The 14033-nt window shown below is 47.7% G+C and carries 12 protein-coding genes, 2 tRNA genes and 1 pseudogene; 10 read left to right on the top strand and 5 right to left on the bottom strand.

Annotated elements, in window-relative coordinates; genetic code table 11:
- Nucleotides 1–6 precede the first annotated feature (6 nt).
- Nucleotides 7–79: transfer RNA gene (locus AMD24_RS02965), tRNA-Arg, on the bottom strand.
- 423 nt (nt 80–502) lie between these two features.
- Here AMD24_RS02965 and AMD24_RS04460 point away from each other — a divergent pair.
- From AMD24_RS04460 to coaD, 4 genes and pseudogenes are all read left to right on the top strand, one after another.
- Nucleotides 503–757 (top strand): hypothetical protein, encoded by a 255-nt coding sequence (locus tag AMD24_RS04460; RefSeq protein WP_062100593.1) that lies wholly within the window; start codon nt 503–505, stop codon nt 755–757.
- Between the two features lie 8 nt (nt 758–765).
- A pseudogene (locus AMD24_RS04480) lies at nt 766–1111 on the top strand (thiazole synthase); the annotation flags it as partial.
- A 225-nt stretch (nt 1112–1336) separates the two neighbouring features.
- Nucleotides 1337–2899 carry a glutamine-hydrolyzing GMP synthase gene (gene guaA / locus AMD24_RS02950; RefSeq protein WP_062100591.1) on the top strand — a complete coding sequence of 521 codons (1563 nt, stop codon included), beginning with the start codon at nt 1337–1339 and terminating at the stop codon, nt 2897–2899.
- Nucleotides 2896–3384: a pantetheine-phosphate adenylyltransferase gene (coaD, locus tag AMD24_RS02945; RefSeq protein WP_062100885.1), complete on the top strand. Its 489-nt coding sequence runs from the start codon at nt 2896–2898 to the stop codon at nt 3382–3384. Before guaA ends, coaD begins: the two co-directional genes overlap by 4 nt.
- A 337-nt stretch (nt 3385–3721) precedes the next feature.
- Here the strand turns inward: coaD and AMD24_RS04435 are convergent, their stop codons facing one another.
- Nucleotides 3722–3934: a hypothetical protein gene (locus tag AMD24_RS04435; protein ID WP_062100589.1), complete on the bottom strand. Its 213-nt coding sequence runs from the start codon at nt 3932–3934 to the stop codon at nt 3722–3724.
- Here AMD24_RS04435 and rpmF point away from each other — a divergent pair.
- The 4 genes from rpmF (at nt 3858) to AMD24_RS02920 (ending at nt 7119) form a co-directional block, all read left to right on the top strand.
- Nucleotides 3858–4019: a 50S ribosomal protein L32 gene (rpmF, locus tag AMD24_RS04350; protein WP_082383032.1), complete on the top strand. Its 162-nt coding sequence runs from the start codon at nt 3858–3860 to the stop codon at nt 4017–4019. The genes AMD24_RS04435 and rpmF overlap by 77 nt on opposite strands.
- Nucleotides 4020–4144: 125 nt before the next feature.
- Complete coding sequence (gene plsX, locus AMD24_RS02930) at nt 4145–5149, top strand: phosphate acyltransferase PlsX (protein ID WP_062100588.1); 1005 nt, start codon at nt 4145–4147, stop codon at nt 5147–5149.
- A gap of 76 nt (nt 5150–5225) precedes the next feature.
- Nucleotides 5226–6236, top strand: coding sequence for a beta-ketoacyl-ACP synthase III (locus AMD24_RS02925; protein ID WP_235503176.1), 1011 nt, complete (start codon nt 5226–5228; stop codon nt 6234–6236).
- A gap of 52 nt (nt 6237–6288) precedes the next feature.
- Complete coding sequence (locus AMD24_RS02920) at nt 6289–7119, top strand: TatD family hydrolase (protein WP_062100587.1); 831 nt, start codon at nt 6289–6291, stop codon at nt 7117–7119.
- A 66-nt stretch (nt 7120–7185) separates the two neighbouring features.
- Here the strand turns inward: AMD24_RS02920 and AMD24_RS02915 are convergent, their stop codons facing one another.
- A complete protein-coding gene (locus AMD24_RS02915) occupies nt 7186–7434 on the bottom strand; it encodes a hypothetical protein (RefSeq protein WP_062100586.1) in 249 nt (82 codons plus the stop codon).
- A gap of 236 nt (nt 7435–7670) precedes the next feature.
- Here AMD24_RS02915 and AMD24_RS02910 point away from each other — a divergent pair, with 236 nt between their 5' ends.
- Nucleotides 7671–8324 carry a 4'-phosphopantetheinyl transferase family protein gene (locus tag AMD24_RS02910; protein WP_062100585.1) on the top strand — a complete coding sequence of 218 codons (654 nt, stop codon included), beginning with the start codon at nt 7671–7673 and terminating at the stop codon, nt 8322–8324.
- A gap of 213 nt (nt 8325–8537) precedes the next feature.
- A complete protein-coding gene (gene treY / locus AMD24_RS02905; RefSeq protein ID WP_062100584.1) occupies nt 8538–11501 on the top strand; it encodes a malto-oligosyltrehalose synthase in 2964 nt (987 codons plus the stop codon).
- On the opposite strand, the gene treZ is transcribed toward treY, so the two are convergent.
- Nucleotides 11483–13387 carry a malto-oligosyltrehalose trehalohydrolase gene (treZ, locus tag AMD24_RS02900; protein WP_062100583.1) on the bottom strand — a complete coding sequence of 635 codons (1905 nt, stop codon included), beginning with the start codon at nt 13385–13387 and terminating at the stop codon, nt 11483–11485. The genes treY and treZ overlap by 19 nt on opposite strands.
- 44 nt (nt 13388–13431) lie before the next feature.
- Nucleotides 13432–13503: transfer RNA gene (locus AMD24_RS02895), tRNA-Lys, on the bottom strand.
- Nucleotides 13504–14033: the final 530 nt, after the last annotated feature.

Below are 14033 nucleotides of genomic sequence, written 5' to 3'. Positions count from 1 at the left end.
GTGGCGCGCGCCTGGCAGGATTCGAACCTGCGACCAATGGATTAGAAATCCACTGCTCTATCCCCTGAGCTACAGGCGCTACGGACCTGGCAGACTAGCCAAACTTTAACCTATAGGCAAAAGAAGAATTGCTTAACTGTAAGGAATGTATTCGCCACCATAGTGGTTAGTTAGATGGAGACCCACATCGCACGATGAGTCTTGTTGAAGTGGAAGGGGGATATTTAATTATACGTCAGCGCTGCAGGCGACCATGCCGCATTCTACGCACCAGGCTATGCCCTTCAAAGGGTGATCTGGACTTTCCAGGAGAGCTCTTGCTTGTTCTCCACTGACATTAGAGGCACATTCCTAAACGATGAAGGCCAGGGCTATTCCATTCATTCCGGACTCAACAGGTTGGAATGTGAATGATTCCGTGTGTCGGCGCGGCTAACGGCTGTGTCGTATTGCCTATATGTTTTTGTTCGTATAGCTGTAGTAGAGCTTCCTTAAGCGGCTTATGGAAAACATCCCTTTGGTAATCGCCGGAAAGCAATTTCGATCCAGGCTATTACTGAGAACGGGGAAGTTTTCCTCTCATGCTGAGATGCAGAAAGCTCTTTATAAGGCAAGTAGAGTAGAAATTGCGATAGTAGCGCTCCGGCGTGGTCGACACACCTATCCGGAAAGAAAGATCCCCCCCTTTGCCACTGTCCTTAACTACATAGACTCCAGACGTTTTCTTGTACTCGCTAACAAGAGCGGAGAGCCATGAATCCAAAAGAAGCGATTCGCTTCGCTCGTCTTGCTGCCTCCGCTGGACTATCCAAGTGGACCAAACTTGAAATCCGTCCTGATCCTCGCTACCTACCTCCAGATCCCATGGAGATATTTCTAGCTGCAGAAAGTCTTGCTCAAGAAGGATTCGTTGTCTTGCTTATATAAGCGCCGATCCAGTTTTTAGCCAAGAGCTTGGAGGAATTGGCATCGCAAAGCCATACCGCTGAAGCTATTGAAACGGGAGCAGATGCTGTTTTAGTCAACACGGCTGTGGCAGTTTTGGCGGGAGATCCTGTACAGATGGCCTGGCGCCTTCCAACTCGCTGTGGAAGCCGCCGCCAGGGGACGTTTGAGGCAAGGCCCCCCTGCCAGGGATAGAGGCAGATGCAGTGGCAAGCAGCCCCCACACTCTTTGATGGGTTTGTTTTATCAGAGCTTTACAGGAGGACATCTAGGGTGCAGCTTGGAAAGCCTCTTTCTTGAGTTACTTTGCTTCAACGCCAATCGGCAAGCATGGGTTAGAATAAGAAGAACTTCATATATTTTAAGTTAGGGTTTAGATTGGTACATCGGAATGCGCGTTATTTCTAACATTCTCATCCTTGATTTCGGTTCTCAATATACTCAGGTTATTGCTCGTCGCATTCGAGAATGCCATGTCTACTCAGAAATAGTTCCCTATCATGTCAGTATAGCTCAGGTTCAAGCAACTGCTCCTTCAGGCATTATTTTCTCTGGGGGGCCCTCCAGTGTTTACTCCAAAGAAGCGCCTAGCCTCGACAAGAAGATTTATGAACTAGGTATTCCTATCCTTGGCATTTGCTACGGCGTTCAAATGATAGCCAAAGATTTTGGCGGAATTGTGGAAAAATCTTCTCGCCGTGAATATGGTCCCGGAGTTCTCCATGTGGACCACCACTGCCTTTTGTTTCGTGGACTTCCGGATAAGGTAAATGTCTGGAGTAGCCATCGAGATAAGATTGTTTCTCTCCCAGAGGGATTTTGTGCTGTTGGGAGAACGGAGAATTCCCCTTATGCCGCGATTGCCTTCCAAAAAAGGCACATTTACGGGCTACAATTTCATCCAGAGGTTACCCACACATCTTGCGGAAAAGACATTCTACAAAATTTTCTGACCGTGGTTTGCAAGTGTACCCCAAATTGGACGGCGGAGGCATTTGTTGCACGCGTCTGCAAAGAGTTAAGGCAAAAGATAGGCAAAGAAAAAGTGATGCTTGGTTTAAGCGGTGGAGTAGATTCTTATGTTGCGGCCACCCTATTGCAGCGTGCTATTGGAAAACAGCTTACCTGCGTTTTTGTAGACAATGGCCTTTTGCGTACCGGAGAATCCCAGGTGGTAAGTAAGCTTTTCACCTGTAACTTTCATGGTATCCAGCTCAAAATGGTGGACGCCTCGGGGAGTTTTTTCTCCCGCCTCAAGGGAATAATCGATCCTGAGAGAAAACGGAAAGTTATTGGTAACGAGTTTGTGCGGGTATTTCAATTAACTGCTCAACAGCTCCAGATCTCATCAAAGCATCCGTTTCGCTATCTTGCTCAGGGAACGCTCTACCCGGATGTTATCGAAAGTACCTCACTTGCTAATAGCCCTACTTCTCTAATTAAGAGCCACCATAATGTAGCGGGCCTTCCACCCCAGATGGAGTTTGAGCTCATAGAGCCGTTACGCTACCTTTTCAAGGATGAGGTGCGAGAGGTTGGCCTAAAGCTAGGGCTGCCTCAGGAGCTTATCTATCGCCAGCCCTTTCCAGGACCTGGACTTGCGGTTCGCATCCTGGGGAAAATAACTCGCAAACGTCTGCATATTCTGCGTGGTGCCGATGCTATTGTTACCGAGGAAATGCGAATCTCTGGCTGGTACTGCAAAGTATGGCAGTCGTTTGCCATCCTACTGCCAGTACGTTCAGTAGGAGTGATGGGAGATGAACGCACGTATGAAAGTGCTATTGCTATACGTATAGTAGAAAGCCTCGACGGGATGACAGCTAATTGGGTCCCAGTTCCCTATAGTTTGCTTGCCAGGATTTCATCCCGAATTACCAACGAGATCAGCGGTGTTAACCGAGTTTGTTATGACATTTCCAGTAAGCCGCCCGCTACTATCGAATGGGAATGAAACGCGCTCTTTATCCAGGGAGTTTCGATCCCATCACCAATGGTCATCTGGATGTCATTTATCGGGCAGCAGAACTGTTCGAAGAAATTGTTGTGGCCGTCGCGGTGAATGATTCGAAGTGTCCTCTGTTTTCTGCTCAGGAAAGGGCGGAGTTGGTTTATCAGTCCTTGCACAAGGGTATCCATCCAGTCCGTGTTCTAATATTGGAGGGACTCCTTGCTGAGTTTGCTTGGAAGAACCAGATTCAGGTGGTCATCCGAGGCCTAAGGGCAGTTTCGGATTTTGAGTTTGAATTTCAAATGGCCCTCATGAACCGCCATCTTTGCCCAAAGCTAGAAACTGTCTTCTTGACCCCTCAGGAGGATTATACCTATTTGAGCTCTCGATTAGTCAAGGAAGTTGCCCTACTAGGGGGAGACGTTTCCAGATTTGTCTCAGCTGCCGTGGCAACGCGGCTAAAAAAGATTTATGCTCAGCGCAAATGAAATCTTTTCTCCGTCAATTGCCTCTTAGTCCCAAGCAAATGGACTGTGGGAAGAAGGTACAGCTTAGCTCCCGAGAGTTGGAGGAATCTGGAGTGTCTCCTATACATAGGCCCGCTGGCTTGCTCGTTGAGAGTGGAGTCTTTTCCAAGGAAAAAACCTTCCGCGAAAGGCAGCCTGACTTTGTGGCGTGCTTGCAGTGTGTCACATATCTTCGTACCCTGTAGCGTACAGGAGACAGATTGATAATTGCTCTCTCCAGATAGAAAATTAGCCGGTAAGAAAAGCATGGACTTGACCCCCTTTATACGAGAGAATACCCTGCTCTGTTGGTCCCGGGCTACCCTAGATGTAGGTGTAGGTCTGCGTCCCGTCCGGGTCCTGCTGAGCTTTCTGCTGTGTCTACACAAAACGATCGAACGCCATTGCCAGCCTGGCTGATTCTAAAAACCCTAACGTTGAAAGACAGCTGATTTATGGGAGTCCCAAAGAGAAAAACTTCCAAGATGCGCTTGCGTACACGTAAGGCAGCACATCGCTGGAGGGCTGCCAAAGTTGTTTCCTGCTTGCGGTGTGGAGCAAGAGTCCTACCTCATACTGCGTGCCCTTCTTGTGGGTACTATAAAGGTAAGAGGTAAGCCGGTTCTACGTGCTGAAAATAGATGCCGTCTGATGATCAGGGCTTGGGAGTGCCCTGCAGAACCACCCAGATTCGAACATTTGAGAGTTGTCTTCTAAAGATCTTTGCTACTCTCTTGATTCTATGAGGATTGCTCTAGATGCAATGGGGGGTGACTATGCCCCGACCAACATTATCTCCGGCGCCATTCTAGCCCTACGTGAGTACCACAGAATCTCCAAACTTTTTCTGGTTGGCGACAGAGATCAGATTGTTAGACATTTAGGGGAAAAAAACTGTAGAGATCGGAGAGTAGAGGTCGTTCATACCACCCAGGTAGTAGAAATGTCAGACTCGGCTACAGAATCCGTTCGACGTAAGAAGAATTCTTCTGTTTCCATGGCGGTTGACCTTGTTAAAGACGGTAGTGCTGATGCGCTCGTCAGCGCCGGTCATACTGGAGCTACTGTTGCCGCCACGACCATTAAATTGCGGACTCTCAAAGGCATTGAACGTCCTGGGATTGCCTCCTATCTTCCTACGGAGCATAATGTCTGCGTTCTAATTGATGCCGGCGCTAATATTGAGGCGCGTCCGGAGTACATGCTGCAATATGCCGTTATGGGCACTGTTCTTTCTAAGCACGTATTAGGATTTCCTAATCCGGCAGTTGGTTTAATGTCTATTGGTGGGGAAGATGCAAAGGGAAGTGACTTAATCAAGGAAAGTTTTAAACTCCTAAAATCTACTAAGTTGAATTTCCGTGGAAATGTGGAAGGACATGATCTTTTCGAATGTCCAGTCGAAGTGGTACTCTGTGATGGTTTTACCGGTAACGTAGTCCTCAAGACCTGTGAGGCCACAGCCGCTGCAGTTTTTCACTGGCTTAAACGTGAGTTAAAGAAGGGCGTACTACATCAAATGGGGGCCTACATGGTACGTAATGCCTTCCGGACGATTTGGAATAAGACTAATTATGAAACATATGGTGGTAGCCCATTGTTGGGAGTCAATGGAATCTGCATTATTGCCCACGGAGCTAGCAGCCCACTTGCTGTTAAGAATGCGGTGCGTGTTGCTACTGAATTCATTGAGCAGGGCATTAACCCGCGCATCACTGAGGCAATTAAGCACTATAAAGTGGTATAACGTAAGCCAGTTATCAACCGGCCTCTACGGAGAGAAGAACGACGTTGTTAACGTTTTTCAATGTTTCTAATAAGCAGTGGTAAATCTGCCTCCATATTCCCCACTAAGTCGCACAGCCTCTATTATTGGAACAGGCAGCTATGTACCACAGCGAATTCTTACCAATACTGAGTTAGAGAAAATTGTGGATACAAGTGACGCTTGGATTACTTCTCGTACTGGCATCAAGGAGCGCCGCATCGCCGCATCAGATGAGTTTACTAGCCATATGGCTGCAAAGGCGGCCCGAGAGGCTATGGAACAGGCCAGAGTGCAAGCTAACGAAATTGACCTGATTGTCCTTGCAACTGTTTCCCCAGATACCTTTTTCCCGGCAACTGCTTGCCACGTCCAGCGCCTGCTTGGGGCAAAGCACGCAGCTTGCTTCGACATCTCTGCAGCTTGTTCTGGCTTTCTTTACTCACTGGAAGTTGCACGGCAGTTTATCTGTACCTCTACATATGACACTGTGCTTGTAGTTGGTGCAGACAGGTTAAGTTCCCTGGTGAATTGGAGCGATCGCAACACTTGTGTCCTTTTTGGGGATGGAGCGGGTGCAGCTGTCCTACAGTATAGAAAGGAATCCAGGGGAATCATTACGACGTTTATGAGGAGTAATGGAGACTATGGGAATATTTTATGCACGCCGGGGGGGGGATGTGCTCTACCTGTGACTCCTGAAAACTTCGTGAAGCGTTTTAACACCATTCGGATGAATGGAAAGGAGACTTTTAAACTTGCTATCACTTCCATGCAGTCAGCTGCTCTTTATGCTTTACAACAGGCTGGACTGGCTATTTCTGATATCGAGTGCATTATTCCACACCAAGCCAATATCCGTATCATTGAAGTGCTCGCGGACCGATTGAAGGTTCCTATGGAAAAGGTGTATATAAACTTGGATCGATTTGGAAACACCTCAGCTGCTGCTGTAGCAATAGCTCTCGATGAAGCTAACCGCAATGGACGTTTTAAAGCTGGCGATTACGTTTTAATGGTCACTTTTGGTGGAGGGCTGACTTGGGCAAGCTCAATAGTCCAATGGTGAAAGTCAATTCAACTTCACCACTATGGAGAAATGGGTATGTATTCCGTGCTCTATGTTGATTGACACACATGCCCACCTAAATGAGTTAGAGTATACTTCAGATTTAGAAGAAGTAATCGCTCGTGCGACTGACGCAGGTGTTCAGCGCATACTGAGTATTGGAACTGGGCTTCAAAGTAGCCTGCGAGCAGTGTCTCTCGCAGAAAGATTTCCTTCCCTTTATGCGGTTGTTGGGATTCACCCGACCAGTGTTGAGGAAGAGGAGCAAGACTTCCTCAAACCACTTCAAGAAATTGCTTCACATCCTAAAGTTGTTGCTATCGGCGAAACTGGACTAGATTTTCATTGTCTTCCCAGTAAGACTACAACACCCTGTCGTGGTCAGTCTTCAAAAGAAGTAGATGGCACTGCCGCAGACGAGGCATATAAATCCCTCCAAGCCAAGGTATTTTTACAGCATTTAGATCTGGCTACTCAACTTGGTCTCAACGTAGTTATCCATCAAAGGGACGCATGGGAAGACACATGGCGTCTCCTTACTCCTTATTCTGGACGCCTGCGGGGGGTTTTTCATTGCTTTGGAGGAACAATCGAGCAAGCCAGTGAGATTATTGCAGGAGGCCATCTTATCTCTTTTACGGGGATAGTGACTTTTAATAATGCTGAAACTGTACGAAATACGGTTGCTCAAGTACCCCATAACGCTTATATGGTGGAGACGGATTGCCCTTTCCTTGCGCCCGTACCGTTCAGAGGTAAGCGGTGCGAACCTGCCCACGTCCGGACAGTAGCGGAAGCTATTTCACGGGTGCGTGGGGAAAGCCTTAGCACCATTGCTCAACAGACTACCGCCACGGCTAGGACATTCTTTCAGTTGAAGTGATGGGCGGCATCCTTTCCAGATAACTCGGGGCTTCCTCCCGCCAATGTTATACCCCGACCTGGTTAATTAGTACATGTCCTCCTGTGCCACGCTGGTTTGTACTCGGCTAGCAAGGAACTGCGCATGTGTAACTACCTCGCTTACATTAGTGTTAAAACGGTAGCTATGGCAGTTAGGGCAAGTCGCTGCCTCAAGTATTAGGATGGAATCACAACCTTCGCAGATCTTGTACTTCTCTGGCTGTCCGATGATTTTTGCAGCACGTTCTGCTCGTTCCTCCATATGGGCGTTTTCTAGATTAGAAGACTCACACATCGGGCAAGTCTTCCCTAAAACGGACTCGACTACAATCCTAGAAGTAGGGTCCAGGGAAAATTGGATGTAGCTAAAGCTGTTGACTGTATTCCAGCAAGAACCATAAAATCCATTTCAAGTGATTGATCTTTCCTTTGGAGAGGGCTTGACAATATTTCTGCTTCTCAATATCTCTACCTACCGGTTACCTGTCTACAGTTAAGCTCACGGAGAGGAGGGTTCGGCGTTCTTGCTACATGGCTTTTCCTTTCAAGTACAAGAGTGAGAGGGTTTTGGGTAGTATCCAAAGGCGTCTCCCTATCCCGAGGGAAAATGTCCCGGTTTTAGGATCTGGGGAGGTCCATCTATGGGGATGGTTCTTTACCGGAAGGAGGGATACCTACGCTATAGTTCGGCGTATTGCTAGCGGCTACCGGGGATGCATGCTCAGAGAGGTATGCTTGAGATACCTTCCTGGTGGAAAGCCGTACTTTGGGAGGAAGGGGCCCCATTTCAGCCTTTCTCATACAGGTGAAAGGGTTCTTGTAGCATTTGCCTGGTTTTTTGTAGGTCTAGACATAGAAAAAGACAATCGTTCCGTTTCTGTAGGTAAGATTGCCAGCCGATGTTTTCATTCTTCTGAATGTCTCGCCTTGGCGTCCTGCCCTAAGGAGGATCGCCAGAAGGTCTTTCTTCGCATGTGGGTCCGAAAAGAAGCCGCTGTTAAGCTGGCTGGTGAGGGGATAACTCCAGGGCTGCAAAAAATCAAGATAGAGACAGATACGCGTCCCTGGCGGGTGTATCGAGAAGGGAAAGGGCTTTATGTGAAGGAAATCAACCCTTGGCCAGGGGTTGTAGGTGCTCTGGTAGCAGACTGCCGGTTCACGGTGGCAGTTCTCCGAGAGAACTGATGGCCCTGTTTCGCGTCCTAAATCCTTGCATAGAGAGTATGCAATATCTGGGCTAAAACAACCTTCACAGAAGCAACAAAACAGTCATAGAATGCACCTAGGGTCTCTTTGCAGACAGGAAAGGGGGAAAGAAAGGCCGCACGCTACGGTGCTTTGATTGCCACATGCTTAGCTTTCTCTTCCATGAAGGCAACAAGAAGGGATAAGTCTCACATGGGGAGAAGTCTCCGAATAGTTTGTTGGATAGGAAAGCAGCATGCCGCGGCGGCATTGCAAGTGGAAGAGAAAAAAGAGACTGTGCGACAACTTCCAAAAAGAAAAGAATCTACGGATGACTTGTTTTTTAAGGGTCAGAGCAAATTCACCTCTGGAAACGAAAATGTGTCCCTGGTAGCAACTTCAAGTTCCCGTATCCCTTCAGCAACTTACCGTCTGCAATTCCACGGTGCGTTTACCTTCTTAGATGCCGCCACGATCCTAGAATATCTCCATAACCTAGGTATTACAGACATTTATGCTTCTCCCTATTTTCAGGCTGGGATAGAAAGCACACACGGATATGATATTGTCGACTACAACGCCTTAAACCCGGCACTGGGTGGCACCTCCGACTACCAGCATTTTATCTCGGAGTTACACCGGCATCAAATGGGGCAATTACTCGATTTTGTACCTAATCACATGGGTATCAACGAGTCTTTAAATCGGTGGTGGATGGATGTGCTGGAAAAGGGTCCTGCCTCAGCCTACGCAAACTACTTTGATATTGACTGGCACCCAGATAAAGAAGTCCTTTCCGAGAAAGTTGTGCTTCCTATCCTGAACGACCGCTATGGAAAAACCTTAGAAAATGGCGATCTTACCTTGGAGCGAGAAGGGGGGAGTTTCTTCATTCGGTATCGACATTCCGCCATTAGGCTCCCGGTATGTCCAAGTACCTATCCTGTAATCCTGCAGCGGAGTCTTTGCTACCTTCAAGACCTGAATGTTACTCAGCTCAGCAAGATTATTGATCGATTGAGAAGTGCCTCTCCTTCAAGCGTTACAGCCAGAGCGCAGCTAGAAACTCTTATTCAGGGTGATTCACGGATACGGTCTGCCGTGGACCTCGCAGTGGCTGAATTTTTAGGTAATCCCAACATTCCGGAAACATTTGACGCTCTCCACCAACTCTTGGAACTCCAAGCCTATCGGCTAGGCTACTGGCGCATGGCAGCCGAAGAAATTAACTACCGCCGCTTTTTTGACGTTAACAGCCTGGCTGCTCTCCGTGTAGAAATTCCTCAAGTATTTCAAGCTTCACACCAGCTTCTTTTCAGACTTCTTGCTCGTGGTGACGTGACTGGATTACGAATCGACCATATCGATGGCCTATGGGATCCAAAGGGATACTTAGGCCGCCTTCAAGACTACTACGCCAGTCTCCCCCAGTCTTCATCTCCACTCTACATAGTTGTGGAGAAAATAATTAACATGTCCCATGAGCAACTCCCCTCTGATTGGCCAGTTTTTGGAACCACAGGTTACGACTTTGCTAATCAGATGGTACATCTACTTACCGATACAACTGCGGCAGCGCATCTTACTGAAACCTATCAGCGCTTTATCGGAAATTCTGATTCCTTCTCTGATCTCCTCTATGAGAAAAAGCGGTTGGTTATGGAAACTTCTTTTCAGAGCGAAATATTCTCTTTAGGAAGACTTCTTGATAGGCTTTCTGAACTTTACAGAGATTACCGGGATTGTACCCGTAACCTGTTGACGAATGCTATCCGGGAGGTTATTGCCTGTTTCCCAGTCTACCGTACCTACATAACGGAAACCCATCATCCTCCGTCAGGGTGTGAAGAACGCTCTATTCTAGGTGCTATAGAGATGGCACGTAGAAGGAATCCCGCCATTGATAAGACTGCATTCGATTTTCTTCGCAGGCTTCTCCTCGTGCACTTACCGGAAGGGCTCTCCACTAAAGAGCGCGATGCCCACTTCCACTTCATAATGAAGTTTCAGCAGTGCACCGGACCGGTAGTAGCAAAAGGACTAGAAGATACAACCCTATATCTTTATAACCGTCTCATTGCAGTCAATGAAGTAGGAGGAAATCCAGATACATTGGGTTTGAGCCTATCCGAGTTCCACCGGCTCAACCATGAGCGCTGCTTGCATACCCCCCATACGCTGCTTGCCACCTCCACGCACGACACTAAACGCAGCGAAGACGCACGAACTAGAATCGCTGCAATTTCCGAAGTACCAGGCCAGTGGCGCGAGGCTGTTCGCAGGTGGAAGCGGATTAATAAGAAATTCCTGGTCCAAGTGGGAGATGAAATGGCTCCATCTCCTAACGAGGAATATTTTCTCTATCAAACCCTGCTAGGAGTATGGCCACTGGACACTTTCTCTGAAGACTGGGAGCAGTTTGTTGCCAGGATTCAGAAATATCTAGTGAAGGCTCTGAAGGAAGGAAAGGTAAATAGCAGCTGGACCCAACCCAACGAAGAGTGGGAGCAAGCGGTAGCACAGTTTATCAAAAAAATCTTGGATTCTCAGACAGGATCTGCTTTCCAAAGGGCATTCATGCCTCTTGCTGAAGAAATTGCTCGCCTTGGTGCTTGGAACTCACTTACTGAAACAGTCCTGAAATGTACGGTACCTGGCATTCCAGACTTTTATCAAGGTACCGAAATTTGGGATTTCAGTCTTGTCGACCCTGATAACCGTCGCCAGATAGATTACACTTTACGTCAACAGCTCCTAGAATCGCTGTCGACAACCTCCCCTGAGAAATTACTTTCTGAATGGAAAAATGGACGCATCAAACTCTTTATCATTCAGCGCTTGTTACAATTTCGCCGCAGATATGCCAGTTTCTTTCGCATGGCAGACTATCAGCCCTTGCTATCACTGGGATTGCGAAAAGATCATATTATTTCCTTCTTGCGCCGGCACGAAAGCATGACTCTTCTTGTTGTTGTTCCACGCCTAACAGCCAAATTATGGCTAATGCCATGTGACGGCTGTGCATGGTCTGAAACAAGGGTGGTCTCAGGATCATTTATCGGCTCTTGGAGAAATATTTTGACGGAGGAGTCGTATCGCTGCGATCAGCAGGAGATACAAATCTCGGACATTTTAACACGCTTGCCCGTTGCAGTTCTCTATCGTAAAGATCCCTGAAGCACATAGGAAAGAAGTACCACTAACCCCTTTTCTGAAAAAGCGATCCTTCTTTTAGAAGGGGTACATTCTATATCCCCTTTGCCACCAAAACGTTTTTCCTCCGTAGAAAAAATGAGTGACCACCTTCTCTCACCGAAGTCGAAGTTTCCCGCATTCCCCCCCATAAGATCAAAGACTATTAGGCAGTCAGCTTTTCTTCCCCTATAATGGATTGCTCCCGCTCCCCATGGCAGGCGGTGGATACTCCAGTTGTTTCTCGTAGCAGGAATGGGAATGATATAGCGGCGAAGACGAAGGCACTCAGTATAGAGAGCACGTACTTCTGCATGTTTATCTTTTTGAGATTCAAACCATTGAAGTTTTGAGTTCAGAAAAGATTCCTCCATCTGGGGATCAGGAGTTGTTTCTCCGGGAATGAAACCTGAAAACTTCTGGAACTCTAAAAACTCCCTCCTACGGCCTTCCGTGACCTTCTTGCCTACCTCTATATCATGATCAGTAAAATAGAGGAAAGGGGTAGACGCAGCCCACTCTTGTCCCATAAAAAGGAGAGGAGTATAGGGGGAGAGGCAAAGTAAAGCGGAAAGAACGCGATACGCAGGAGGAGAGATTTGCTGAGATAAGCGTTCTCCTAGCACCCGGTTCCCAACCTGATCATGGTTGGAAATACAGTGCACAAATTGACTTGGAGGCAAATGCCGGCATGGTGTACCTCGGGAGCAACCAGTACGCCGTGAAATTTGTCCCTGATACAGCCACCCATTTTCCAAGACAGAAAGGGCCTCTGCAAGTGAGCCGTCAAAATCAGCAAAATAGGAGGATTTTTCAGCTGTCTGAGTTTTTCGTAACGTGTGATGAAAGTCGTCTGCCCATACTGCGTCAAATCCCATACCCCCTTCCCAACAGTTGCAGAGCAAAGACTCAAGATTGCGTTCATCCTCTGCTATTATATAGCCATTATTTCTGTGGACTGCTTTTGACATTTCACTAAGGATGTGATTCTGGGAGTCGTCCCGTATTTCATGCGTGGCATCCAACCGAAACCCGTCAATGTGAAATTCTTTCATCCAGTAGAGAAGGTTCTGCAAAAAGAACTCGCGAACAGGACCAGACATTTCTGAGTCAAAATTTATGGAATCTCCCCAGGGGGTATGGTGGCGTGGATTGAAGTAATGTGGAGTAAAGCGAGAAAAATAGTTCCCAGACGGCCCAAGGTGGCTATAGACTACGTCTAGGATCACAGCAAGGCCGTGCGCATGTGCGCAGTTGACTAATGCACGAAAGTCGTCGGGTGTTCCGTAGCATCGTGCTGGAGCGTAAGGGAGAACACCGTCGTACCCCCAGTTTCTTCTCCCAGGAAAGTCAGAAATCGGCATGATCTCTATGGCCGTAATTCCCAGTTCGTTCAGCAGGGAAAAACGTTCACACGCACTTCGAAATGTCCCCTCTAAAGTAAAGGTGCCAACGTGTAATTCATAAATTATGAGATCTCTAAAAGGAGGTCGCCGCCAGCTACTATCCAACCACGAAAATTTCGTTGGATCTACAACCAGGGAAGGGCCATGTACATCTGCCTGTTGGGCACGAGAGGCCGGATCTGGGTAGCTCCCTTTGCCCTCTAGATAATAAAAGTAAGCATCTCCTGCTTTCCCTACTTGGTCCAATCCCGTGTGGAATCCTTTACTATCCCGCTGAAGGGAAAGGATATGCATTTTTCTCCCTCTCTGGGAGCTAAGGACCTTTACTCGGACCAAGGGTACATCCGGCGCCCATACGCAATAAATAACCTGTCCGTTTGGAAGTACTGTTGCTCCTGGAGGGGATGGAAAATGCTGTAGTGGATCTCCTACTAGTGTGGCACTGGTGTCTTTTACAAAGTTCAAACCGATTTTCTCTTACCCCTTCCTCTTCCTGGAGGCAAATTACATGGGTTGACTGGGATTCGAACCCAGAACCAACGCCTTAAAAGGGCGCTGCTCTACCGTTGAGCTATCAACCCAATCTTTTGGGGGTCTGGAATTTTCCCCCGCGTCAAGGCCTTTTTTGCTAAAAAATCCAACGCTGTCTGCACTTCTATCGTACCACTGCGTGCCGCAGCCTTGAGCCGACTTCCAAACTACTTCTCCGTTCTTGTTAGTAAAAAGGGTCCGCCGGGAAGAATAAATCTCCATTAGAAGCGGCACTCCGAATATCCTAGCAACAGCTCCGTTGGTGTTTGCAATTAATGGAGGGGGAATATTGTATTTACTATGAAATGTTTTTTGTGCGATCCTGGAGCCTCGGCTTGCCGCAGTGGTGTGGGGTTTCTGTGCCTTGAGGGCTTCAAATGCATCCCTTAAGGCAACAGGCCTGTGCTGTACGGCTAGGAGTGTCTGCTGCTGGGTAGAGGAGTACACGAGCGTAGGTTCTCTTGGGTAGACCTCAGCAAAAGCCATCTGGTTCCCATCTTGATCGATGGCCGTAATTGCCGAAGAAAAAACGCTGCCGGTGAGTGGAAACGACTTTACTGTAGAAAACAGGAGCGACAGG

The sequence above is a fragment of the Candidatus Xiphinematobacter sp. Idaho Grape genome, from assembly GCF_001318295.1.
Lineage (GTDB): Bacteria > Verrucomicrobiota > Verrucomicrobiia > Chthoniobacterales > Xiphinematobacteraceae > Xiphinematobacter.
The sequence above is the reverse complement of the archived record's forward strand: the minus strand, read 5'-3'. Positions and strand labels throughout refer to the sequence as shown.

Coding starts and splice junctions, on each gene's coding strand:
- AMD24_RS04460 (WP_062100593.1), top strand. CDS start 503: ATGGAAAACATCCCTTTGGTAATCGCCGGAAAGCAATTTCGATCCAGG.
- guaA (WP_062100591.1), top strand. CDS start 1,337: ATGCGCGTTATTTCTAACATTCTCATCCTTGATTTCGGTTCTCAATAT.
- coaD (WP_062100885.1), top strand. CDS start 2,896: ATGAAACGCGCTCTTTATCCAGGGAGTTTCGATCCCATCACCAATGGT.
- rpmF (WP_082383032.1), top strand. CDS start 3,858: ATGGGAGTCCCAAAGAGAAAAACTTCCAAGATGCGCTTGCGTACACGT.
- plsX (WP_062100588.1), top strand. CDS start 4,145: ATGAGGATTGCTCTAGATGCAATGGGGGGTGACTATGCCCCGACCAAC.
- AMD24_RS02920 (WP_062100587.1), top strand. CDS start 6,289: ATGTTGATTGACACACATGCCCACCTAAATGAGTTAGAGTATACTTCA.
- AMD24_RS02915 (WP_062100586.1), bottom strand. CDS start 7,434: ATGTGTGAGTCTTCTAATCTAGAAAACGCCCATATGGAGGAACGAGCA.
- AMD24_RS02910 (WP_062100585.1), top strand. CDS start 7,671: ATGGCTTTTCCTTTCAAGTACAAGAGTGAGAGGGTTTTGGGTAGTATC.
- treY (WP_062100584.1), top strand. CDS start 8,538: ATGGGGAGAAGTCTCCGAATAGTTTGTTGGATAGGAAAGCAGCATGCC.